The 23,447-nt window shown below is 52.4% G+C and carries 21 protein-coding genes and 1 pseudogene; 4 read left to right on the plus strand and 18 right to left on the minus strand.

Annotated elements, in window-relative coordinates; all coding sequences use genetic code 11:
• Window positions 1-14: 14 nt before the first annotated feature.
• On the plus strand, window positions 15-1,730 hold the full coding sequence (locus DLM86_RS07190) for an ankyrin repeat domain-containing protein (protein ID WP_110839314.1): 1,716 nt from the start codon (window positions 15-17) through the stop codon (window positions 1,728-1,730).
• A gap of 177 nt (window positions 1,731-1,907) precedes the next feature.
• Here DLM86_RS07190 and DLM86_RS07195 read toward each other — a convergent pair whose 3' ends face one another.
• On the minus strand, window positions 1,908-2,939 hold the full coding sequence (locus DLM86_RS07195) for a DJ-1/PfpI family protein (protein WP_110839315.1): 1,032 nt from the start codon (window positions 2,937-2,939) through the stop codon (window positions 1,908-1,910).
• Between the two features lie 97 nt (window positions 2,940-3,036).
• On the minus strand, window positions 3,037-3,663 hold the full coding sequence (locus DLM86_RS07200; RefSeq protein ID WP_245954391.1) for a DUF2306 domain-containing protein: 627 nt from the start codon (window positions 3,661-3,663) through the stop codon (window positions 3,037-3,039).
• A 220-nt stretch (window positions 3,664-3,883) separates the two neighbouring features.
• Between DLM86_RS07200 and DLM86_RS07205 the strand changes: the two genes are divergently transcribed.
• Window positions 3,884-4,432, plus strand: a complete 549-nt coding sequence (locus DLM86_RS07205) for a TetR/AcrR family transcriptional regulator (protein ID WP_425453946.1) — start codon at window positions 3,884-3,886, stop codon at window positions 4,430-4,432.
• 260 nt (window positions 4,433-4,692) lie between these two features.
• Window positions 4,693-6,198: a copper amine oxidase N-terminal domain-containing protein gene (locus tag DLM86_RS07210; protein ID WP_158289370.1), complete on the plus strand. Its 1,506-nt coding sequence runs from the start codon at window positions 4,693-4,695 to the stop codon at window positions 6,196-6,198.
• A 314-nt stretch (window positions 6,199-6,512) separates the two neighbouring features.
• Here the strand turns inward: DLM86_RS07210 and DLM86_RS07215 are convergent, their stop codons facing one another.
• From DLM86_RS07215 to DLM86_RS31715, 8 genes and pseudogenes are all read right to left on the minus strand, one after another.
• The gene (locus tag DLM86_RS07215) at window positions 6,513-7,343 is read right to left on the minus strand and encodes an NmrA family NAD(P)-binding protein (protein WP_110839318.1); all 831 of its coding nucleotides are present in this window, start codon (window positions 7,341-7,343) and stop codon (window positions 6,513-6,515) included.
• Window positions 7,340-7,750 (minus strand): MerR family transcriptional regulator, encoded by a 411-nt coding sequence (locus tag DLM86_RS07220; protein WP_342773058.1) that lies wholly within the window; start codon window positions 7,748-7,750, stop codon window positions 7,340-7,342. Before DLM86_RS07220 ends, DLM86_RS07215 begins: the two co-directional genes overlap by 4 nt.
• 299 nt (window positions 7,751-8,049) lie before the next feature.
• Window positions 8,050-8,406 (minus strand): VOC family protein, encoded by a 357-nt coding sequence (locus tag DLM86_RS07225; protein ID WP_342773066.1) that lies wholly within the window; start codon window positions 8,404-8,406, stop codon window positions 8,050-8,052.
• A 68-nt stretch (window positions 8,407-8,474) separates the two neighbouring features.
• On the minus strand, window positions 8,475-9,032 hold the full coding sequence (locus DLM86_RS07230) for a nicotinate-nucleotide diphosphorylase (protein ID WP_245954393.1): 558 nt from the start codon (window positions 9,030-9,032) through the stop codon (window positions 8,475-8,477).
• A gap of 36 nt (window positions 9,033-9,068) precedes the next feature.
• Window positions 9,069-10,682: an L-aspartate oxidase gene (nadB, locus tag DLM86_RS07235; protein WP_110839320.1), complete on the minus strand. Its 1,614-nt coding sequence runs from the start codon at window positions 10,680-10,682 to the stop codon at window positions 9,069-9,071.
• Between the two features lie 89 nt (window positions 10,683-10,771).
• Window positions 10,772-10,900 (minus strand): annotated as a pseudogene (locus DLM86_RS33175) (HD domain-containing protein); the annotation flags it as partial.
• 82 nt (window positions 10,901-10,982) lie between these two features.
• Window positions 10,983-11,300 carry an NIPSNAP family protein gene (locus tag DLM86_RS07245; RefSeq protein WP_170143696.1) on the minus strand — a complete coding sequence of 106 codons (318 nt, stop codon included), beginning with the start codon at window positions 11,298-11,300 and terminating at the stop codon, window positions 10,983-10,985.
• A 371-nt stretch (window positions 11,301-11,671) separates the two neighbouring features.
• Window positions 11,672-11,974: an MFS transporter gene (locus DLM86_RS31715; protein WP_146250171.1), complete on the minus strand. Its 303-nt coding sequence runs from the start codon at window positions 11,972-11,974 to the stop codon at window positions 11,672-11,674.
• A 102-nt stretch (window positions 11,975-12,076) separates the two neighbouring features.
• On the opposite strand from DLM86_RS31715, the gene DLM86_RS07255 reads away from it, so the two are divergent.
• Window positions 12,077-14,647: a helix-turn-helix domain-containing protein gene (locus DLM86_RS07255; protein WP_110839324.1), complete on the plus strand. Its 2,571-nt coding sequence runs from the start codon at window positions 12,077-12,079 to the stop codon at window positions 14,645-14,647.
• 726 nt (window positions 14,648-15,373) lie between these two features.
• On the opposite strand, the gene DLM86_RS32975 is transcribed toward DLM86_RS07255, so the two are convergent.
• From DLM86_RS32975 to DLM86_RS07290, 8 genes are all read right to left on the minus strand, one after another.
• Complete coding sequence (locus DLM86_RS32975; protein WP_281272083.1) at window positions 15,374-15,508, minus strand: hypothetical protein; 135 nt, start codon at window positions 15,506-15,508, stop codon at window positions 15,374-15,376.
• Complete coding sequence (locus DLM86_RS07260; protein ID WP_281272097.1) at window positions 15,505-15,900, minus strand: cytochrome P450; 396 nt, start codon at window positions 15,898-15,900, stop codon at window positions 15,505-15,507. Before DLM86_RS07260 ends, DLM86_RS32975 begins: the two co-directional genes overlap by 4 nt.
• 39 nt (window positions 15,901-15,939) lie before the next feature.
• Window positions 15,940-17,096, minus strand: a protein-coding gene (locus tag DLM86_RS07265) for an IS3 family transposase (RefSeq protein WP_110839326.1) whose coding sequence is annotated in 2 segments (ribosomal slippage) — window positions 15,940-16,844 and window positions 16,844-17,096 — 1,158 coding nt in all. Because the reading frame shifts where the segments join, the coding sequence is not laid out codon by codon here.
• A gap of 56 nt (window positions 17,097-17,152) precedes the next feature.
• A complete protein-coding gene (locus DLM86_RS07270; protein ID WP_110839327.1) occupies window positions 17,153-17,938 on the minus strand; it encodes a cytochrome P450 in 786 nt (261 codons plus the stop codon).
• Between the two features lie 326 nt (window positions 17,939-18,264).
• Window positions 18,265-18,828, minus strand: a complete 564-nt coding sequence (locus tag DLM86_RS07275; protein WP_146250172.1) for a hypothetical protein — start codon at window positions 18,826-18,828, stop codon at window positions 18,265-18,267.
• A gap of 312 nt (window positions 18,829-19,140) precedes the next feature.
• Window positions 19,141-19,413 carry a CD3324 family protein gene (locus DLM86_RS07280; RefSeq protein ID WP_110839329.1) on the minus strand — a complete coding sequence of 91 codons (273 nt, stop codon included), beginning with the start codon at window positions 19,411-19,413 and terminating at the stop codon, window positions 19,141-19,143.
• Window positions 19,414-19,529: 116 nt separating this feature from the next.
• The gene (locus DLM86_RS07285; protein WP_110839330.1) at window positions 19,530-20,564 is read right to left on the minus strand and encodes a Cfr family 23S rRNA (adenine(2503)-C(8))-methyltransferase; all 1,035 of its coding nucleotides are present in this window, start codon (window positions 20,562-20,564) and stop codon (window positions 19,530-19,532) included.
• Window positions 20,565-21,116: 552 nt separating this feature from the next.
• A complete protein-coding gene (locus DLM86_RS07290) occupies window positions 21,117-23,198 on the minus strand; it encodes a discoidin domain-containing protein (RefSeq protein WP_158289372.1) in 2,082 nt (693 codons plus the stop codon).
• Between the last annotated feature and the right edge of the window lie 249 nt (window positions 23,199-23,447).

The raw sequence follows: 23,447 nt of genomic DNA on the forward strand, positions 1-23,447 counted from the left end.
TACGCGGAATTCAAATGAAGGGGGCGGATGGAATCGTGCGGGAAGACGAGACGTTGTACCGAACCGGAGCGTTCGCGGAGCTGGCGGGCGTAACGACGCGTACGCTGCGATACTACGAGCGCATCGGTTTGATGAAGCCCGGACGCCGGTCCGAGTCGGGGCAGCGGCTTTACGCGAAAGAAGATTTGATCCGGCTGCAGCACATTACGACGTTGAAGTTCGTCGGATTTTCGTTGAAGGAAATTCGTCGAATCGTCGATAGCAAGGATATCCGACTGCCGTCGCTGCTCTCGATGCAGCGGGAGTGGATCGAGCGCAGCATTTGGAAGCTGCAGCTGGCCCTTCAAGCGATCCGCGAGGCCGAGCGGGCACTGGAGGAGGACGCGGGCAAAGACATGAACGTGCTTCCGCTTCAATCTTATATAAGGGTGATGGACGTGCAGCGAAATCGGAACTGGTCGGACGAATTTTTGCAGGCGGTTACGGAAGGGAATGAAGCGTTCGCCAGGGCGATACTGGTCGCTCATCCGGAATTGCCTCGATCGAGCATCTACACGGCCGCGGCGACGGGGGATGCGGATGCCGTTGCCGCCATACTGGCGCGGGACCCTGCATCAGCAACGAAGCCGGGAGGACCGTTGCACGCGGAGCCGATCCTGTATCTATGCTTCTCCCGGATGCTGAAAGATGCCGAGAAGAGCGTTAGCTTTGCGCAAGCCGCCCGCATGCTTCTCGCCGGCGGGGCGAATCCGAACGCTTCTTTCACGGATCCGGACGATCCGGATGAGCGAAAGCTGCCTGTCCTATACGGAGCTTTGGGGATAGCCGGGCATATGGAGGTTGGCCGGGCGCTGCTCGAGGCCGGAGCGAATCCGAATGACGGAGAGACGCTCTATCATGCGGCCGAACTCTCCCGAATCGACTGCCTGGACCTGCTTCATGCCTACGGCGTCGACGTCAATGCGACTCCCGCCTTGTTTCGGAAGCTCGATTATGAAGACGAAATCGGCGTCCGTTGGTTTCTGGAGAATGGGGTCGACCCGAACCTTACGCTGGGCGAGCAGCGTCATACCCCGCTGCATTGGGCCGTTTACCGGGGGAGATCTCTTCCGATCGTCGAACTGCTGCTGAAGCATGGAGCCGAATGCGATGCCCGGAGGACGGACGGCAAAACCGCATACGTTCTCGCGGTTCGGTTCGGAGAGTCCGACGTCGCGGAGCTGCTGCTTCGTCACGGCGCCATGCGGGAAGAGGGGAAAGTCGACCGATTCCTCGGTGCCTGCGCTGCTTGCGACGAACATCGCGTGCGCCGTATGCTTGAGAAGGATCCGGATTTGCTCTCGATCTTAACGGCGGACGATCGCGAAATGCTGCTGGAGTTTGCCGAACGGGGAAGGGCGGACGTCGTACGGCTTATGCTTGAGGTCGGCTTCGACGTAGCCGTAAGTCGAGAGACGGGAACGGCGCTGCATATCGCGGCTTGGTTCGGTCATCTCGACACGGTTCGGGTGCTGCTGTCTTATGGTGCTTCGGTCTCGGCGCAGAACGGATACGGCGGAACGCCGTTGGACAGCGCCATCCACGGTTCGTTGCACGGCAACGGTTCGCACGAGAAGCGTCACGCCGCCGTGGTCGAAGCGCTGATTCGAGCGGGAGCGGTCGTACCGGACAAAGCGGCGGGGAGTCGGGACGTATTCGAACTGCTGCTGAAGCACGGTGCGTCCTTGTAAGCTGCAAGCGCGTTTGTGCCAGCCGTGTCCGTGTTAGTCCGTGTGCAGATTCGGTCGAACGGCAAGCCGGGAGTACCACATGTTTGCCCGCCATTCGAAAACGGGATCAACTGGTTGTCGCATATCGGCAACGATGCCTGATCCCGTCTTTTGCACCCGATGTCTGGAATTCGAAGATTACTCTTTCCTGCGTACCCCCTCCACTTTCGAAGAAGGCAGAAGGCCCGCCTTGCTAACCCCTGTCAATCTATCTCCCTGAACGGTGAGGACAAATTTCAAGTGTAGACGCATCGGTTTCCTGACGGTTTGCGACCACGTCATCCGATCGTCTTGTATGCGAGGATCGATCAGGGCGGCTACTTCATCCCCTTGTTGCATGGTGCCCTGAACAATGCCGTCGGTTGTATGGATCGTCAAGACGGACGTTAGCTTGCCGACCGGCGTGAAGAGAGTGAGATCCCACGTTCCGTCGAAGCGAGCGGAGGAGTCGTGCTCAGCCATAGGAGGGACCAGGGTATCGTCGGGCGCTTCCTCGAGATCGTTCCGTGCTTGCCGCGATGCAAGCGGCGGGATCCCAGTCGCGTGCCAAACGGTGCCTCTTCGCTCGTATTCAAACAGTTTCTCGACGGCGTGAGCGATTTGCGGCCCCAGCTCTCGTTCGATCAAATACAAGGCGACGTCGAGCCCCGAAGTGACGCCGCCTCCGGTCACCAGATTGCCGTCCGTGACGACTCTTGCAGGGACGGGCTTGGCTCCGGTCGCTCCTAGCACCTCCATTCCCAAGTGATGGGTGACGGCATAACGATTTTCAAGCAAGCCGTCCATAGCGAGCAGCAGCGCGCCGCCGCAAACCGTCGCGACCGTCAGTTGTTCCCGTTCCATGGCTTGCCTCAGAGCGGCCTTCAGCTCGGTCTCCGTCGCTTGCTTCAGTCTGGTCGTGACGGCATCCGGATCGGAGTCGTCGAGGTCCACGGTGCCCATAGCACCGGGAACGATCAAAATGCCTCCGCGAGCGGGATCGATTTTGCCGACAGCCGCAAGACCGGGACCGTTCATCCCGCTTTGCACCGTCCTCGCGCCTTCGGCGCTTACCAAGCTCACGTCGATTTCGGCGCCGCTCAGCATCTTGGCGGCGACAAATACTTCATATGGACCGATGACGTCCATCAAATCAAAGCCGTCGAATAACACGATTTGGACGTGAAGCATCGTTCACATCTCCTTTGCATGGTCGAGTATTAGGCCCCCGATTGTCCCGATGGCCCCAAAATCACGCGAGGCTCGACTCCAACCGGATAGATGAAAGCTAGGCCAACCATTTTTTGCGGATGAAGACTTCGGCCAATCCGAGATTGAGCAGCATGCTTCCCCATACGGCGATCGCATACGAGGTCGCGTATGTAAAGCCGAATGCGTGTTGACTGATCGGCAGCAAAATATGAATGACCAGGTTGGCATAGGTTAGAAAAAAGCTCCGAGTTATCCAACGCGTATGCTTCTCGATATTTTTGCGGCGAATATTCGAATATCCGAACCATGTCGTCGCGAGCCAGAGCAAATTTAGAATAAGGAACCCGACTACGGTCATTCCGCCCGGCGCGAAAAACGAAACATATAGCCCAGGAATGAAATTGAGCGCGATGGATACGACATATATCCGCCCATTCCAACGATGCAAGGCGATCGATTTCGTCCGTACGTTTCGCAGTGAGCCGATCGGGCCGGTTACAAGCGAGACGACGGCAAGCGCAATGTGCGCCCGCAGCATAAACGTCCATAACCAACGGTCGGCGGTGAAGGAATCTTTGGCTTCGATTAGCTTGACGAATCCGGGATCCGACACGAAGTTTTTGGTCAACGTGTGCATGATCCACATTAAAGCGACGACCGACAACAAAATGGCGGCTACTTTCGTTTCTTTTCGATTTTTCACATCGATGTACCATCCTTTTTGAATTGATGTATAATAGAAAATAACGGACCGGACCGTCCGGTCCGACTTCTTCATTATAGAATGACTGCCGCCAATTTCAAATAGACAACTTTGAGCGATTCGTGACAAAATGAAGGAAAAGCGGAAGACGAGCATCACGAGGGAGTGGAAGCGGTTGAAAAAGTCGGACGAGATCAGAGAAAGCATCGTAAATCACGCTATGCTTTTGTTTAATACCAGAGGGATCGCGCAAACGTCCATTCAGGAGATCATGCAGGCGACCGGTCTTCCGAAGGGGGCCATCTACCGCCGATTCGAAACGAAAGAATCGATCGTGCAGGCCGCCTTTGAAAGGGCGGGGCACATTCTTCAGGACTGCTTTATTCGAGCGGAGCGGGAAGGGACGAGCGCGTTCGATAAGCTCATGAACATCTCGGCCGTATATCAAGACGCCGTCGATAATCCGCCGATTCCCGGCGGTTGTCCGTTACTGAATACGGCGGTGGAGAGCGACGGGACGTTCCCCGAGCTGCGGCAGAAGGCGGCGAATGCTTACAACGGCATGGCCCGCTTCGTCCAATCGATCATCGAACAGGGAGTTCGGAACAACGAATTCCGTCCGGACATCGACGCTGCTGCCATGGCGTCGTTTTTGATCGATTCGATGGAGGGAGCCATCATGGCGAGCAGACTGACAGGCAGTAACGATCCGATCGAACGGAACATGAAGTATACGGCCGTTTTGCTTAGGAGCTACATGACCGCTTAATCGCCTATACGAAGCCGCATTTCCAAGCCGGGTGGTTAGGGATTAGGGACGTTCATGGATCGACACCTTTTTTGAAGTTTGCCGGGATTTTTAGCAGGAAATTGTGTCCAACCGGAGAATGAAAGGGAGTGGGAGCATCATAATCGATTAGTGGGGAGATGAAGAACATCCGAAAATCTCGTTTTGGAAGCTGGTCCAAATGGCTCATTCTAGCTCTGTTTGTTATTGCGGTCGGCTGTCAATCGCTTGGCGGACTGGATTTGAACCGAGCGTTGGTTGCCGGGATGGATACGAACTCGATGCAGCAAAGCGTCACGGTCTCGCTGCATATGAAGGCGGACCCGTTTAAATTGTCCGAAGAAGCGAAGGCGATGATCGAGCTGTGGAACGACGCCAAGCTCGACATTCGCAGCATGAAGATGGAGAGCTGGGACCGGATGTCGCTGCAAGGCCAACTGACTTTGGCCAAGGGCGTTATTCCGTTCCAGGCGTATATGAGCGGCGAGGAGCGGCTCGTGTTGAAGGTGGAGGGGCTTTCCAGGGCAATCGTCATTCCGCTCACGGAGCCGGACGGTTCGACAACCGCATTCACGGCGTTAACCGATAAGCTGCAAAAGGAGTATCAGGCGAAAGGGATCGACAAATCGATGGCGTCGCTGATCGTATCGAATTTGCCGAACCCGAAAACGATTAAGGTGACGTCGGGATCGGAAACGATACATAACGAAAACGTCAACGTCTATAAGCTGGAGACGAGCTTGGACGGAACCGAGCTGGTTCCGCTGGCCAAGACGTTTATTCGCAACTTGACGAAGGATGACGACAACTTCAAACGGTTTATCGGCGAATTGTACGACGTATTGTGGCCGGTGCTGAAGCCGTATTTGGAGAAAGACGCGATGCCTTCAGCCATGCTGCCGGAGTCGCCGCTCGGAGCATCGTTGGGCGATAAGCTCGGCGGCTTGAAGGAAAGCTTGATGGAGGCGGCGTCCGACAAAGAGCTCGCGGTCGACATCATTCATAATACAGCCAAGCAGATTCTGTATTTCGCCTTGATCGGCATCGACAGCGCAAGCAGGTCGGAGGAGCCGGCCATTCAAACGATGCTCAGCAAACAGACGCAGGTTAAAGCGCGGCTCGCTTTCGATCAAAGCTTGAATCTTCGCAAGTCGGACTTGGAGCTGACGATTCCGGCGCCGGATGGGGGGAAGGAAGGGATAACGGCCATTCAGTTTAACGTTCAATCGGAAACTTGGGATAGGAACAAGCCGGTAAAAGCGGATGTTCTGGATGCCGGCCAAACGCCGTTCGTCATGGGGCAGGGCCGTTCTCCGTTTGAGCTGCTGGAAGAAGTCGATCCGGAGTCGCTGCTCGGTCAGTTGATCGCCTTCGAGAAGAAGCAAAACGAGCCGAAAGTCGTCAACATTCCGTTACACTCGTTGGAACAGTACGCTCCAGACGGCGCCTATATGCGCGATGGCGTTTCTTATATTCCGTTGGACGAATTAGCTTCTTACTTGGACGCGGATGTCGTCTACAAGGACGATTCGATTACGATAACCGGTATTTGGGATACGATAATCGAGCTTGCTTCCGGCAGCTCCGAAGCGATCGTAGACGGCGAAGCGTACGAGATGGACGGCGTCGTAATCAAGCAAGGCGAGCGGTATGATGTGCCGCTGCGATTTGTTGCCGAGCAGTTGTACTGCGAGGTCTTTTATGACGCCGACCAAGAAATGATCGAGCTCGTACTGCCGGAAGATTGATTTACTGAAAACAAAATTAAAAGCGCCCTAGAGTTGGGCGCTTTTAATTTTGTTGGAAGCCTGATTTTGATTTGCGGAAACACCGAACACTTACCCGGGGCCAATACTTCTAAAACTTTTTCACAAAACCCGTATTTTGTACATATGTATGTAAAACGACTTAGTCCGTAGGAGCAGCTGTCGCTGCGGCAAACTGCTCCAGGATCGCAGGATCGCAAGTTCACCCCCTTGCGCGGACGAACCCCTGACCCTCACCGCTGCCAGCGATGCATTCGGACAAGTTTGTCTATTTCATTCCCTCAAAGATAATAGATTTAAGAGATACCCAAATTTATAAAAAGTCCTGCATTCTCCTTAACCCACTCTGCGAAAGTATACGGCTTGTGTCCTGTTACTTCCTCAACTGTCGGCAAAACCGTATAAGCAGATTTAGGCGGATTAAGGTGCCAACTAATCACGTAATCAATTACATCCTCCTGAACACCCATTCTTCTCATCTGTTCACGTTCTTCTTCTTCAGAGCTCTCAATAAATTGAATTTCACGTCCGATAACCTCACTAATTATCCGGACTTTATCTTGAACCGACAAACTCTCAGGACCCGTTAGTGTATATATTTTACCTGCATGACCTTCCTCAGTTAGTGCAACCGCTGCGACCCGTCCAATATCCGCTTCATGAACAGAAGTAATTCGTGATCCTCCAAACAGATCTCGAACAACCCCCTCAGAGCGTATTGAGTTTGCCCATTTTCGTGCATTTGCCATAAATTCAAAGGCTTGAAGTTGAGTCCACTCCAGACCACTTGCCTCAACTGCCATCTCAAAAGGGCCTTTCTCACCATTCCATAAAATGGTAACCCTGCGCACCCCAGCCTTCTCAGCAAGTTCAACGATTTCTGGACCCGTTTGTAACGGGGTATATTCAGCGCCTGTTGTAATTAAATGCATCCCGCTTATGCCAATCAACGCAGAAATTAGCGTACTTGGATCACTTAAATCTCCCGCGACAACCTCTACATCATTAGGAAGATTGGCTTGCAGCGGATTACGTGTCAATGCACGTACCTTTTGCCCCTTTTGAATAAGTTGGCCCACGACGTGTCGCCCTACGGTTCCCGTTGCCCCTGTAACTAATATAGTCACTCGTTTTCCTCCTCCCGTTTTTGTACCATCTGATTGATTTTTTCGGCCAAATTGAACTTCGCTTCGGTTAATGCAGCTATTTGTTGGTTGATCTCATGCATTTTCGACTGATACATAAGCAGTAATTCCTCACAATAGACGTCCTTATCTTTATGCTCCTGATGCTCAGGATATTTGCAGAAGATGATGTCTCGAATTTGTTCCGTTGTCAGCCCTAAACCTAGATAAAGTTGAATTGCGTTTATGGAATCGATCACCTTTTCGTCATATTCCCTGTAATTATTTTCTTGACGAGATGCTTTGATCAATCCTTTCTCCTCATAATAGCGAATCGACCGGGCGCTAACGCCGGTTATTTTTCTTACCTTTCCTATCTTCAAAACGATCACCTCACAGATTTGGAGCACTAAATTTATTATAAAGTTTCACATTAGTGTAAAGGTCAAGAAAGAAGGTTAAATAAAAAACAGCCACCTCAGGGGCCTTAGTCTAGACATAACAGACTGGATGGTGTTCCGCACGAAATATTTGCTGCGTTAAACTGCCCGTTAACGCAACAAAGCTGCCGTTCAGCGTGGCAGCTTTTTCATGGTGTAAACGATTGCGCTATCGTATCCGTTAGCGTTATGGCGCGATGAGGTAAAGTGCTGCAGGGATGTCTGCCTGACTCCTCTTCCGCTAGACTGATCATAACAATCGCGGCACGTTAACGCAATTTTAGAACATATTTCATGGCTTCGATATATTCTTTTTGCGCAGCACGCTTGGACATCTCTTCGCAATCAATTTCTTCCAGCCGTTGATGTATCCACCATATATTACCGAGAGGGTCACGTACACGCCCAACTCGTTCGCCGAAGGCAAGTTTCGTCATTGGAGTGACCGCAGTCGCCCCCGCCTGTAAAGCTTGCTTGAATACAGCATCGCCATCTTCCATGTAAAGTCGAAGGAAGCTCGGTGTATCCGGCCACTTTTCTGTCGCATCAAACATCATAACGACGGCATTGCCGATCCGGATCTCCGCATGTCCAACAGAACCGTCTCCGTTATATATCCGAGCGATTTATCTTGTCATTCAATTTTGACAAGAGTTATATCCCATAATGCAAAAAGCCGCGATTTACACGGCCTTTAATGAGATAATGTTCTTGTCATCCGACAATCAGTGACACAAACATCACGGCGTACCGCGTCACTGATGTTGTGAATCCGGATGATAATCAGAAACTTGTTTAACTTGCTAAAAACACTTTTGGCGGTGTCGAAAGTCATCTTATTGAACGCTGGACTCATGCCTCCCACCGACCGAACCACATATTTCTCCAGCTGGCGGTGGCCCCGGCGTCGTCTTCTGGTGTCCACAAGCCGCGTCAGGAGGCGGCCAAGCGCCTCTGTACATTCCCGGGTGACGGTGGCGATGCTGGACAAGCGCTGCATCAAATTGAGGGCGAGTCTCTCTCCAAGCAAAATGCTGCGGGTAGAGCCTACTATTTCGGCTACCACCGTACCCTTCCGGACAACCGCTCCTTCTTGAACGAGGGCCTGATAATGCAAAGCGGGATCTACGACGCCGAACACGAGCTCGGCTGCCGGGAAGCCAGCTACCAGCCCGTCTTCTTTGACGGATGGTCCACCGGAATGATCGTCATGGTCGTAATATCGCCGTTTCCGTTGTCTTCCTCCAGCCATTCCGCAATGCTGCGTTACAAGCGTTCGCGGTTAATCTCAAGCATCTTGAATGCACTCCTCCAAATGGCCTTCCTCTAGCCGGTAGACGATATGCTTCACCCAGGCATCGCTTCGCTGCGGATAATCCTCGCGGAAATGGCCGCCGCGGCTTTCCCGGCGCAGCAGCGCCGCTTTCGTAGTTAGCATTGCACAGATGAGCAAATTGGCAAATTCATACTCCTCGCGCTTCATCAAAGCATATTCGAAGTAGGCCGACTGCCGCTTGAGCTCATCCAGCCCTCTTTGCAGCCCGGCGGCGTCGCGCTTCATTCCCGCTTGGCGAAGCATGACTTTCTGCAGCTTGAGCTTTTTCTCGACGACCGCTTGCTGCGGCTGCTCTTTCCGGTGAACCGCAACCTGCAGTTCACTCGGTGTACGGTTCAGCGGCGGCAGCTCGGCGATCCGTTCGATGATGCGGCGGCCGAAGACGATCGCTTCCGACAGCGAGTTGCTCGCCAGCCGATTGGCGCCATGAACGCCTGTCGAGGATACTTCACCACAAGCAAACAGCCGCTTGACGGCTGTTTCCCCGTGCAGGTCCGTTTTCACGCCGCCCATCATATAATGTGCCGCAGGAGCGACCGGAATCCAGTCCGTCGTCAAGTCGAGCCCATACCGCAGGCAAAATTCGTAGATTGTAGGAAACCGGTGCTTGATCAGTTCTTCGGTTTCATGCGTAATATCGATGTAAACGAACGAGACCTTTGTCTCTTCCATCTCGGTTAGAACCGCGCGGGCGACGACATCGCGGGGGGCCAACTCCAGCTGCGGATGATATTTACCCATAAATCGCTCGCCTTTGATGTTCCGCAGAATCGCTCCTTCCCCACGGACAGCCTCGGAAATGAGAAAGCGCGGTGCGCCAGGGTAACACAATGCCGTCGGATGGAACTGAATGAACTCGACGTCCCGGATTTCCGCACCAGCGCGAAGCGCGATGGCGATGCCGTCCCCTGTGGCGATGTCGGGATTCGTCGTATACCGGTACAGTTGGCCTGCGCCTCCGGAGCATAGAATCGTCGCATCCGCTTCCACGAACACGCGCTGCCCGTCCGGCTTCTGTACGAGCGCCCCGCGGCACTCCCCGTCCTGAGTAATCAAGTCGATAACATAATGGTCGTCCCACAGCTCGATGTTCGGATCCTGTTTCGTCCGTTCCGACAGCGAACGCACAATCTCCGCACCCGTCGCATCCCCGTGTGCATGCAAAATGCGGCGATGGCTGTGAGCGCCTTCTTTGGTCAGCGCCAGCTCGCCATTCTCGATGTCGAACTGCGTCCCCATCCGAATCAGGTCCTTGACGCCGTCGGGGCCCTCATGCACGAGCACATTGACCGCTTGTTCGTCGCAAAGTCCCGCACCCGCTACCAAGGTGTCCTGCATATGATACTCCGGCGAATCTTCGTCGGAGATGACCGCCGCGATGCCTCCCTGCGAATAACGGGTATTGCTGTCGAGCAGCGACTTCTTCGTAATCATGATTACTTTCTTCGTTTCGCTAGCCTTGATCGCGGTGAACAGCCCCGCGATCCCGGCTCCGATGACGATGACATCCGTCCGGACGCGGGGAAGCCGCTGCAAATCGAAATCGACCAAATACCGAGGAAACATCGCAACCACACCTTTTAGTTCAATTGGGCATTACATATTCTAAGGCTCCAAAAAACCCTTCTCAACTGCATCATTAACATTATTTTCAATCAGGATGGTAGAACCGTTCTCAATTTTTCTACTTGGGCAAATCTTGCTTCAGGAGTTTCTGCTTCTTCATATTCATTCCAGATATCCATTAACTGATTAGCTTGGTCATTTGGTACTATTCCAAATAATCTTTCTGCGGCATTTTAGCTGTTTCCTGCCACTGCCAGTCCGTTCCTGTATTATCCCGTTGAGAGGCAAGTGCCAAACGCGCTATCGTATAAAAAAATCGGCCCGATTCATAAATATTCCTTCAATCTTCTCAATTATGGGCCCGCTTTCCTCGGATGTGCGTTTCACCTCGATCCATTCCGGGTCTTGTAGAAACGCACCCCACAGCCGTTGCCGTTCCTCCATATCCTTATATTCCATCACGTAATATAACTTCGGAAGCCCCGTCTGATCGATCCAGAAATCGTACACCTTCATTTCCAACCGCTCGAAAATACTAAGTGTATGCTGGCGGAAACGTTGCAGAATCGCTTCCATTCTCCCCTCATGCATAGTATAAATGCGCAACTCGTAAAGCATACCCATTCCCTCTCTTTCGGTAAATCGTAGAGTTTTTTCGTTGATCGTTGCCTACTCTCAGTACTATTTTACCATTATATGCGCTTTAAAATCGTCGGCCATCTTGGTGTTGGCCGGCACATTTTCAATGCTATCATTAACTTTAACTCAACATAAGTGTGATATAACATTATGAATTATTCTTAATCTTACGGGGTATTCCTTGTACAACTCATGGAGCGTATTGTCCTCTCTTGGATCGCCTTCATCTTGCCGGGATGAATATGATAGATTCGCAGTTCGTATAACATTGTTCTCACCTCCTCGTGCGGATTCACTACTATAGATGTCTTCAGATGTCCAGCCGATCATCGCTTATTCAAACATTTCGTTTACCTTCTTGTATTGCCGTCACGATAGGCCGAATCCGGTCCATCTGTTCCTCCTAATCGCCGATCTGGCGGTCCAAAATCTCGATCCGTTGAAGCAGCGTCTGCGATACGTAGCCCGAGCGAGGTTGCGATCATGAGGCCGCCGATCAAGGCCCCGCAAGCGTTGCTGAAGTTAAAGGCGCTGATGTTCAGAATCGAGGCTAGATTCGGGGCCTTCTCCCCTGTCCGCAAGATGTTCATCAGGAACGTGGAGATAATGCCCATGGTCGCGATTCCGAGGAAAAAATCACGCTTATCCGGCATGTTCGGTATGATTGAATCCTAGCACGATAACGCTTATGCTAAGAATGCAGGCGAGTTCGTACGAAGCGTTCGTGTAAGTTCGTGTTATCGGGAGGAGAATAAATGGCGGGTAATCCAACGGAACGGGTATGGCCGGAAGAGATAATTCGCAAACTGCGGCAGAGACCGGGCCCGGCCGGAAAGGCGAAGCTGCGGCAGATTGATTTGGCCAAGCGGATCGGGGTGGAGACCAGGACGATTCAGCAGTGGGAGAATGGTGAACGGCTGCCCAGTGCTCATAATCTGCAATTGCTGATTCAACTCTTTGTCGTTGAACAAAAGTTTCTTCGCGGTTCCGAGCGCGCGGAGGCTCAGTTACTGTGGGAGACAGTCCGTCGATTCCATGACGACAGGTCAGGAAATAATCGGATGTATCCCCTCTTTGACGAACAATGGTTCGAGGCGATTCTCGCGGATGCTTCTGCAGGTAGCGATTCTAGCGTTCTCTCCGGATTCCGACCGGAAGGTTCGCCGGTTCACAGGACCGATGAATCGCCGCGAAATGCAACCGCGCCATACGGGACAACGAATCTACCAAGCAGAATGTCCTCGTTTATCGGCCGCCTCGAACAGATCGGGGAGATTCGGCAATGGCTTGCCGACTCCCCTCTTGTCACGCTTGCGGGTCCCGGGGGAAGCGGCAAGACGCGTCTGGCGTATAAGGTCGCCTCGGATGCCTGTCTTTCTTATCCCGACGGCGTCTGGCTGTTTGAGCTCGCGTCGGCGATGGATACGCTCTCGGCGCTGAGAACCATCACGTCGGTATTGGACGTCAAGGAACAGAAGGAAAGGCCGCTCATCGAGTGCTTGCTCGACCATATCCGGAACAAATGCATGCTTCTCGTATTCGACAACTGCGAGCACTTGATCGCTTTCTGTTCTTCTCTCATCGAGCGATTGTTGTCGGCCTCCCCTAGGGTCGGCATTTTGGCTACCAGCCAGGAGCCTTTGAACATCGGCTTGGAGCGCGTATGGAGGATTCCGCCGCTCACTTTCCCCACGGATAACGAGCTGCGGGATCATATAGGACATGATGCCATTCTTTCCTGCGAGTCCGTTCAGCTGTTTATCGAGCGCGCGACCGCCGTATCTCCCACATTCCGCGTTACGGGAGAGGACGTGAAGATCGTCGGACGGATCTGCAAACGCCTGGAAGGTATCCCGCTGTCCATCGAGCTGGCTGCCGCCCGGACGAACGTGCTTAGCATCGAGCAAATCGACGAACGGCTGTCCGATATGTTCGCCGTCCTTACGGCTGGGAAGAGAACGGCCGCCCCCCGTCATCAATCGCTTCGGGCCACCCTGGAATGGAGCTTCGCCCTGCTTACGGAGCAAGAGCGGCAGCTGCTGCGGAAGCTGAGTGCTTTTACCGGGGGATTTGAGCTAGAAGCGGTCGAACATATATGCACGGATGAAGAATCAAACCCTTCCCTCGGACAGTTCGATCGTCAGGAAACCTTGAACTTGGTTGCTAGCCTATACAATAAATCGTTTCTATCTGTTGATTCGGCAAGCAGCGGACCTAGACGCAGATTTGCGATGATCGAAGCAATTAAACAATTTGGATGCGAACAATGGGAGCGGTACTCCACCGATGAGGAACGCGAACGGATGATCCGTCGCTTCGTCGAGCACTACTGTCGGTTCGTAGAGAGAGCGGAACGGGGATTTCGCAGTCGAGACCGGGATGCCGCATTCGTTGCGATTCGGCGGGAATACGCCAACATTCGCTCCGCGCTGCGAATAGCCTGCGATCATCCGCGGGAGGCGGGAGCTGCAATACGAATGGCATCCTGCCTCTATTATTACTGGCTGCATGAAGGAACTTTGCAGGAAGGATGCGCGCAGCTTCAAACGGCTCTGTCGAAGCACAGCCAAGCTTCCGTTCAAGAACACGTGGTCAAAGCGAAGCATGGTCTTAGCGTGTTGTTATGGGTCATGGGAGAAGTCGAGAAAGCCGAAGATTTGGCCAGACAAAGCGCGGATGAAGCTCGCAAGCTCGGACATCCGGCGCTCCTGGCATCTCAGCTTCGCATGCTGGCTCAGCTGGCATCGCGTTCGGGCTTGGCAGACGAAGCGATCCGACTAGCGGAAGAGAGCGTGCTTCATGCCAGGGATTCAGGTGACGATTGGAGCCTCGCGTCATCCTTAAGCTGTCTGAGCAACATTCTGGTGGTGCAACAGCTTTGGGAACGGGCTGAGCCCTTGCTGGCCGAAAGTGCCATGCTATTCGAGAAAGTAACAGACGATTTGGAGTTGTCGGGACCTCTGCGGGCACTGGGATATATTGCTTTAAACCGGCGGAAGCCCAAAGAGGCGTTGGCACTCTTTAAGAGAAGCATCGCCATCTGTCAAACGTATCAGGGAACGTGGTTCCTCGATCGAGGAGTCGAGGGACTAGTAAGCTCGTTGTGCGGGCTGGAAGAATACCAGGCGGCCGCTACGCTTATCGGAGTCTCTGAGAAATTACGAGCGAAGCTTGGCTCCGCAGCTCAGCCCAAGTTTCAATTGATTTACGAACAGGCGAAACGAACCTGCAGACTAGAATGCGGCGATGAGCCGTTTAACGAGGCCATTGCGATTGGAAGAGGAATGACGAGAGAGCAGGCCGTTTCTTATGCGTTAGAGGTATAGGGGGCTCTCTCGCTTGGCTTCTCCATCGTATCCCTCCCCGCATGTTCTTCCTGTTCCGGTTCCAAAACGTTAGCCCCATTATAACATCGCGGGCCGATCTAAAGAATGGGAGTAACGAAAAACCGCCCGCTGTCGGGAGGTTCCCGTAAATGCCCCGAGCACATGTTTGTGTCATTAGACTATTTATATAACGTGTCAAAACACCTCATACGTTCTCCACTTCGATCAAAAAATATTAAGTGGATGTACGATTGCAGACAGACAGATAGAGCAGCTGCCGTACCTACAAACTGCTATTGGATCGTTGAACTAAAGGTGTTTCCCGATAGTGGAATAACACTCTGTAGCAAATTTCATGGCGGCGATGCTATCGGAACACGCCAAAGCCACGAGGCGCCTTTGCGGCTTTCTTAAGAGCGATTTCAACGTATTGCAAAATAAGGTCAGCTATCTTCGTCAACCACTCTCTCATGTAGAACAAGAAGCAAGATCTCTGGCGATCTTGCTCCTTGTTTGTTGAGTTTGGTGTTTTGGAACGTGTCTCGGGATTTGTGTCATTCAACTTTATCCTGGCTGATTGCATGTCGGCTGCCGCGGTGTACATTCAACTGATGTTGTCGATTCGAAGTCCATGTGACGAGGATGGCGGGCCATTCGGCCCGCTTTTTCCATTCTTTGGAGGGGGGGGGCCCTCTCCTCCACCGAACGTCCACGCTCCTAGCTTCCTTACGAATCAAGAGCGATGTAGATGCCGTCGACATCCGGCGGGTCGGTATGGCTTCCCCCCGCCTGGAGATGATAACCGAACAAAAGGAAGAGCGCCACAATTGCGCCACTGACGGCGAGTACCTTTACTTTCATGCTTCGAACGCCTCCTGCTTAACGGTAAGGGGCAGTTTACTTAAACCATGAACCACAAAGGTCGAAAGCGGCTCCATCGTCCTTCCCTCTGTGATATGGAAGTGTGGCATACGCTCGCTTAACTCCTCAAACACGATACGTGCCTCCATACGGGCGAGCGGCATCCCCATACAATGATGAATCCCGTGACCAAATGCCATTTGACCCGTAGTTTGTCGGGTAATATCAAACCGATCGGCATGCTCGAACTTGCTCTCATCCCGATTGGCGGAACCCAGAATGACCGACACGAATTGACCTGCCTTCAGGCTTTGTCCCCTAAACTCCGTGTCCCTTTTGACAATTCGGTTCATCATTTGCACGGGCGAACGGAAACGAAGCACCTCTTCGATGGCTTGTGTGGACCTCTGTCAATATAGTAGACACAAATTTTAACGATTTACCGTATTAACGTAGTATTGCCGTTCAAAATCAGTTGGCGTGCAATAACCAATCGTCGAGTGAATACGCTCATTGTTGTAAAAAACTTCAATGTACTCAAAGATGCTTTTTTCGGCTTCTGTACGGGTCTCATATATGTTCAAGTAGATGAGTTCCTTTTTAATGATGCTATGAAAAGATTCAATGCAAGCGTTATCGTAGCAGTTCCCTTTTCGACTCATGCTTCCGATCATGGAATAGACCTGAAGCTGCTTCTGGTAGTCCTGGGAGGCGTACTGGCTGCCGCGGTCGGAATGATGCAACACTTCTCCATCGGGCTGCTGACGGCCATAGGCTTGCTTGAGTGCCTGCAGCACCAGATCTTTTGTCATACGATCACTCATATGCCATCCGACGATCTTGCGGGAGTATAGGTCCATTACGCTTGCCAGATACAGCCAGCCTTCCCCGGTCGCGACATACGTAATGTCCGTCACCCATTTTTCATTCGGCTTACTTGCCGTAAAGTCTTGGTTCAACACATTATCTTGTACCGGCATGCTATGCTTGGAGTTCGTTGTGGCTTTATATTTCTTGACGGTTCTAGACCGCCACTGTTGCCTCCTCATGATCCTTGTCACGGTCCGTTCCGATACGCTGACTCCTTGCTGATGCAGCTTCTGTGTGACCTTTGGACTCCCATAAAGCTGACGGGAATCGTCGAACACTTCCTTGACCAGCTCTGTCCATTCTTTGTGCCGGCGCTCTCGCTCACTTTCGGGGCGATCACGCCATTTGTAATATCCGCTGCGAGATACGTTCATTACTTTGCACAACTTCTCCAGCCGGTACTCGGAGCGGTATTCGTAGATGAAAGTATATTTTACCGACGGTCTTTCGCGAAGAAGTGCATGGCCTTTTTTAAGATTTCGTTTTCCTCTTGCAGTTCTCGTATCTGTTTTTGCATTTCCCGCAATTGGTGATCTTCCGACTTGAACGCTTGATGCTGAGCGATTTCCGGCTCTTCGCCGAACTTCTTCATCCAGCCATACAACGTGTTGTCCTTGATCTTCAGTTCGCGGGCGACTTCCGCCACCGCCTTACCGCTCTCTTTCACATACTGTACGGTCTTCTTTTTGTAGGTCTCATCGTAGAGAGGTTTTTTCATCTTTGACACAGTCCTCCGATATCAGTCGTTTCATCAGTGTAATCTGTGTCTACTATTTAGTCTAGCATCAGTGGAATAAGCTCTTTCTTTTCGCACAACAACCGCCACTGATCGGGAAACTCCAGAAACGTGCGGACCGCGTTTCCGAGAAGGTTCGTCGTGGTCTCGTTGCCGGCAACCATAAGCAAGACGCAAAACTCGACAATCTCCAGGTCGGAAAGCCGGTTCCCCTCTATTTCCGCGATCGCAAGCCGCGAAATGAGATCCTCCTTTGGATTTTGTTTACGTTCCATGCTTCGCTCCAGGAAATACTGCTTCATCTCTCGAATGGCGGCGATATGTTCGGGCAATTCTTCCGGATTCCCGTGCAGGAGCCGTAACGAAGCGGCAACGATAGTATTCGACCAGTGCTTGAACCTCAAACGGTCGACCTCGGAAACGCCCAGCATCTCGGCAATAACGTTTACTGGAAGAGGTATAGCGATATCATCGACAAAATCGAAGGATCCTTTGCGTATGGCTTCATCGACTAAATCGCGGGCCATCGTTCGGATGCGGGGCTCGAGAGCGGCGACCGCCTTCGGGGTAAACGCATGCTGCGCGAGCGACCGAAGCTGGGTATGTCTTGGGGGATCCATGCTGCTGAGCTGATTGTTCAAGCCCAATTCGGATGAGAAGCCTTCAAAGATTGCCGACGAAAACGTATTGTGGTCGGCCATGACTTGGCGCACATCGTCATACTTCGCAATGAGCCAGCCCAACTGTTCATGCCGGCTAATTCCTTCCTTGCTTCGCAATTCCGCATACCACGGATAAGGATCCACTCGTAAATCTACCGTCATAATAACCTCCAACTATCTTCAAATTGATGTTAACAGACTTTCCAATGAGCATTATACGCTTACACCTATTCCCATCGATAGGGAATGTTGTCACGAAGACACGGGAAGTGATTCCCGATATCGGAGGGAATGTCTTAGACTAAGCGGATGTTGGGTTACGGCGTCCGTACAGCCCGTTGTGGCCGTAAGTGAACCGTTGGACCTGGCCTCGTGGCTTCGTTTTTATGCTGCAGAGCAGCAATAAAAAGGGCATGTTGGAGTGATGTCCAAGCATGCCCTTTAAGCTATCCCCTATTTGGCGCGACGAAAATCTCCCTCGCCGTTCGTCACGGTTCAACCGTCCTTACCCAAACCCGAAGCGGTCCGATTGATGTCCAACCCGCACTCAACGCGGCCTTCAGATCCCCGCCGCGTTCATATCCAACGATCGGAAGCCCCGGAAACTCCATCGAAGCCAGAGCCGTAATCTCCTCCCATAGGCTTTCGTCGGGCGGATCGGCCGAAAACACGTTGGAAACCCCGACCGCACCGCCGCCCAAACTTGCGATGAACCCCGACAGCCCGCCGTCGTTCTCGCGTATGAATATTTTCAAATCGTCGCGTCCAAGCAGCTCCGGCCGGATGATCGTTTCCGTACCATTGGCCGCGTTCCACCGCAATAGACCATCCGCCGCCACAACCCGATGCCATGAGGCTAAGAGGGGTTGTTTAGCGAAAGAAACGGGATCGTGGCGAATCCATTCCGCTTCGAAAAGGACGCGATACCCGGAGGATTCCAAGTCGAGACGGTTCTTCCTTCGACTAACCGATGGATGACATTGGCGGATGCTTCCCTGCTTAACGTAACGACATCCGGGTAATAGAGGGGCGCTTGCTTCCTTGTTCCCCATGCATCCCTCGTCGACACATGGGGGATGCCGTGCGTATCGCATACGAGTCCACACCAAACGGCATTATTTTGCGCGGCCCGATCGACAGGTGATGTCTCTCCCATTTCGCTTCACTCCATTTAACCGTTAATTCCGCTACATAGCCTGATTACGGTGGGCTATCCGTCAACCCGTTCAATAGGAATGCGAACAATGGTCTTCCATTTTTCAACCGGATTCCAGCTCGGTGGATTCATGTAGATTTCGCGAGTCTTCCCCCGACTCCAGCGGCTCGTTTCTCTTTGATGGGTTCCCGGTAGCCTTTCAGGCAAGCTACTTTTTCAACGTAAAATGATGAATGATTTTTTGAATCGCATAAATCGAAAGCGTGTAAGTTTGTGCAAGTTCTTCAACCGACATGCCGGATGTATAAGATTGGATAATTTCGCTGTTTCGCCTATCGATTTCTGCCCGTTTGCCGGATCTTGCTTCTCTGCTCCGACAGTCCTTGCGTGCTGGGATGAAGAGATATTCGCCTTGCACAAACTGCTGCACCTTTTCAACCAGTTCTTTTGGGAGAATAACGGTAGCGTCGGTATATTCCATGTGGATTCACCCCTTGAAAAAAAGCATGATTTGGCGACGGCCGCAGTCCATGCAAGAACCAAAAAAACGGCCTATGCATGGACCGGAACGTCAAACGCGTATTCACCTTCGTATTCTCATTGGTTTCGACCGTACAGTTGACCGCAAGCCGCATGAATGTCCGTCCCGAATTGGGTTCGCACCGTGACGTTGATTCCTTTTGCCTTCAAAATACGAACAAACATGGCAACCTGGTCCCGGTCCGATTGCCGGTAGCCTTCGGGCGTAACATCGGTCGAATTGTAGGGGATCAAATTCACGTGGTAGAGATGGTCTCCGGGTCCCCTTCCCCTCAGCAATCCGGCGACCGCCTCCGCATGCTCGATCGAGTCGTTTACCCCTCGAAGAAGAATATAGGCGATATAGACCTTTCTCCCCGTATGCCGGATATGGTGATCCAACGCATTCAACACGTCACGGACCGGGAACCGGTCGTTGATCGGCATCAGCTCGCTTCGCTGATCGTCGAAAGGCGAGTGCAGCGAATAGGTGAGATTAACCTGCGGAAACTCCCGAGTCATCCTCTCGATCCCCGGTAACAGACCGATGGTGGAAATCGTAATTCGTCGATGTCCGAAACCAAAGAGAATCGGGTCGGTCAAGATCGTCAGCGCATCGAACATGTAAGGATTGGCCAGCGCCTCCCCCATACCCATAAAAGCAACGCTGTCCAAAGCATGGCCGTTGAAGTGAAAGTGCAGCAGCTGGTCGGTAATTTCGTCGGCGGTCAAATTGCGCTTCAGGCCGATGGTGCCGGTAGCGCAAAATGTGCATCCGAACCCGCAGCCGCACTGGGTGGAAATACAATACGATTTCCATCCGCGTTCGTAAGAAAGTCTTACCGCCTCTACCCGTTCGTCGCCCGCAATGGCAAACAGCACTTTACTGACCTGTCTGGACTGGAGCTCCTTGACCGGAACGATGCTGCAGACGTTCGGACCGAGTGTCCGGATATACGCGTCGCGCAAAAAGGCGGGCAGCATGGTCATCCGCTCGAATTCGCGAATGTTTTGCTTGAATATCGCATCCATCGTTTGCTTATACCGATACGCAGGCTGATTGAAGTCGGATACGATTCGCCGAATCGTTTCATATTTGGATGTCGGTTTCATGTCTTCTCCTTACTGCCGGAGAAAACGTAAGAAGCAACCGCTAGCCGGCGCCCTTATACGTCATGAGCCACCTACGCATAAGCACGTTGCGCCGCAGACGGATCGCTACGTGCATTTGTCGATAGAAAGGTACCCCTCCGGCAACCGATTCTTTGTGTGGTAAACCTCTTTTCTTGGCAGGAACCGGTTGCCCCGATCATCTACGACCTCAATCAACATTACATTCATCCTCCCGGAATGGATGGTTTCGCTTCCCGTAACGACAAAAAAGAGCTGCAAGAAAGTTACCTTTCCTGCAGCTCAAAAAATACGGCAAATTCAACCCCTTGCGGAGTATGAAAAGGTTATATTTTTGAGTGAAAAGAATAAGGTAACGTTCCTGCCTATTCCGAATAAAACAATATGCGCTTTATTCTTGTATTCGAAGGCAAGACTTATTACATTATCCTTTTCATCTCCGATCGTGACGTGTTAACGGAATTTTAGCATAATCGCCTCGGCAAGTCCAGAATTTCCAAGCGGCTTTATCGGCACGATATATGCGTCTCTTGCTTAATATACGCCGATTTCCGCCAGCTGCATCCGGTATTCGCCTCCGAACGATCGTAAAGACGTCGCTTCCACTTTCACGTAGCGGATGTCGGTCTGTGCGGGAAACGAAAAGCTCTGCGCTTGGTTTCCGGGTTTGGCGTATCCGGTCTTCGTCACGACCGTCGTCCAGTTCGTATTGTCGCGGGAAACTTTAATGGTGAAATCGACCGGAAAATATTCACCGACCGAGCCCGCATCATTTCTCGGGAACAGATCGACTCGGCTAACCGTGCTTGCCGCGCCGAGATCGACCTGCACCCATTCCGTGTGATTGACGGACGTGCTGCCGCTGCTGGACCAGCCGAGGGAAGAAACGTACGTTTCCGAAGATCGGACTCCGTCCACGACTCCGTTCACGCCCCATCCGGTATATCCGTTTTCGTAGGAACTGGATGCGGCGGCCGACTTATGTGCTGCGAGATTGCCCCCGAGCACTTCAATTTCGGCAAATTGCATCCGGTATTCCCCGGCATCCGGTCTTAATGCGGTTCCTTCAATTTTAACGTATCTTGCGGGAACGGTCGTAAACCCGTAGCCCTGCGCACTGCCGTCCGGCTTCGCCTGCGAGGTTTTGGCAACAACGGTTGTCCAGTTCACAAGATCCGTCGATACTTGGATCGTAAAGTCGATCGGGAAAAACTTGCCCACATTTCCCGCATCGTTCCGGGCGTACAGGTCGACTCGGCTGATATCCCTTATAACGCCAAGATCAACGGTCACCCATTCCGTATGATTGGACGTCGGCGAATTGCTGCTGCTCCACCCCATCGAAGAGGAGGTGGAGGCTCTGTTGTTGTCCGCCGCTCCCTGGAGAGACCATCCCCAATTGTCCACCGAGCTGGAGGCCGTTACACTTTTCCATTTCGCGAGGTTGATTCCGGAATAGTCCGTATTCGCGGCGGGGATCGGGACCGTCATGCCGTCAACAATCGCTCCGCTTCTGTTCAGCGTGCTTATTTTTATCTCGCTTGCATTGACGTGAACCTTGTTAACTTCGTTTTGTCCCAGAATCACGAGATTGTAATCGACACTTTGATCGGGCGGATAGATGCTTCGGAGATGAGTGTGTCCGGCCAATGCCAGTTGAACGCCCGCATCGCTCATGACGGTTTTGTACTGGTTTCTTACGTAATAATCAAAATTGGGCTGATGCATCAAGCTGATTTTAACGGGCGATCTTTGGAAGTCGGCGGAGTTCACGTAATGCTGCACCCACGGAAACTCGGTATTTTGATAAGACTGGCAGGCGTTGAGTCCCGAATATTCGGGATGCTCATCCGCTTTGTCCTCGCAGCCGTCGGTCACGATGAAGCTGGCCGGGCCATGCTTGAAGCCGTAATACCATTCCCCCGTCTCCGTCGGTACGTAATCGAACAAGTACCGGCTGTAGCTTCCCCGCAGCTCATGGTTTCCGCGCACGAATACGATGGGTACCGTTTTTGCAAAATGGTTGACAACCGGGTCGATAAACGTGCTGAAAACTTGACTTTCGCTTGAAACGTCGCCCAGGATGTCGCCGGTAAAAGCGACAAAGTCGGCTTGGGATAAATTTACCCGGCTGAGCAGCTCGTTCATGCGCGCGGCATCCGTATGGGTATCCGTAATTTGATAAAACGTGATCTCCGGTTTGCTCGTATCGAATGTTGTAAAGGTGTAGCCGGGGCTGGTTACGGTTTCTCCGATTACAGGGTTGTTCGGCAGCAAATTTTCCACTTCGGTGGAAACGACGCGATAATTGTAAGTGGTACCGGGAGTAAGCCCCGTGAGCCGGACGCTATGACGCTTGCTTACCGTTTTCAGCCCTTTCTCCTCTTCGTACTTGGAGTTTGCGTAGCTGCCCCCCGTTCCATATTCCACCTTCGACGTGCTGGCCAGGTCGGTAAACCACATGATGGTGACGGCTGTCTCCGTCATATTGATCAGATAAGGACCGTGATTGATGACGGGCGCCGGCGCTGTTGCATAAGCCGGTGTGGATGCGGTTAGGGGAAGCGACAACCCCCATACAACCAACAGCAGCATGCTCAACCATCTTTTTTTCATCAACATACCTCCTTGGATCTGCCGTCTCTCGGAAGAGAGAGGCGTTATTTGATTGCGCTTTCACTATACGGCAGCACGGTTCCCTCGAACTATAGTAATCTTTCGAGATTCCTTGTATTTTTTGCACTATTTTGACTTCATTCTCCATTCCTTTAGCGGTCGCCGGGCTGTCCATTGTACTGTTTTCATAAAAAAAATCCGCGATTTACGCGGACTCGTGCGGATATAGATGGCTTTCCTTCGCTCAAG

This window comes from Paenibacillus flagellatus (assembly GCF_003217775.1).
GTDB lineage: Bacteria > Bacillota > Bacilli > Paenibacillales > NBRC-103111 > Paenibacillus_AB > Paenibacillus_AB flagellatus.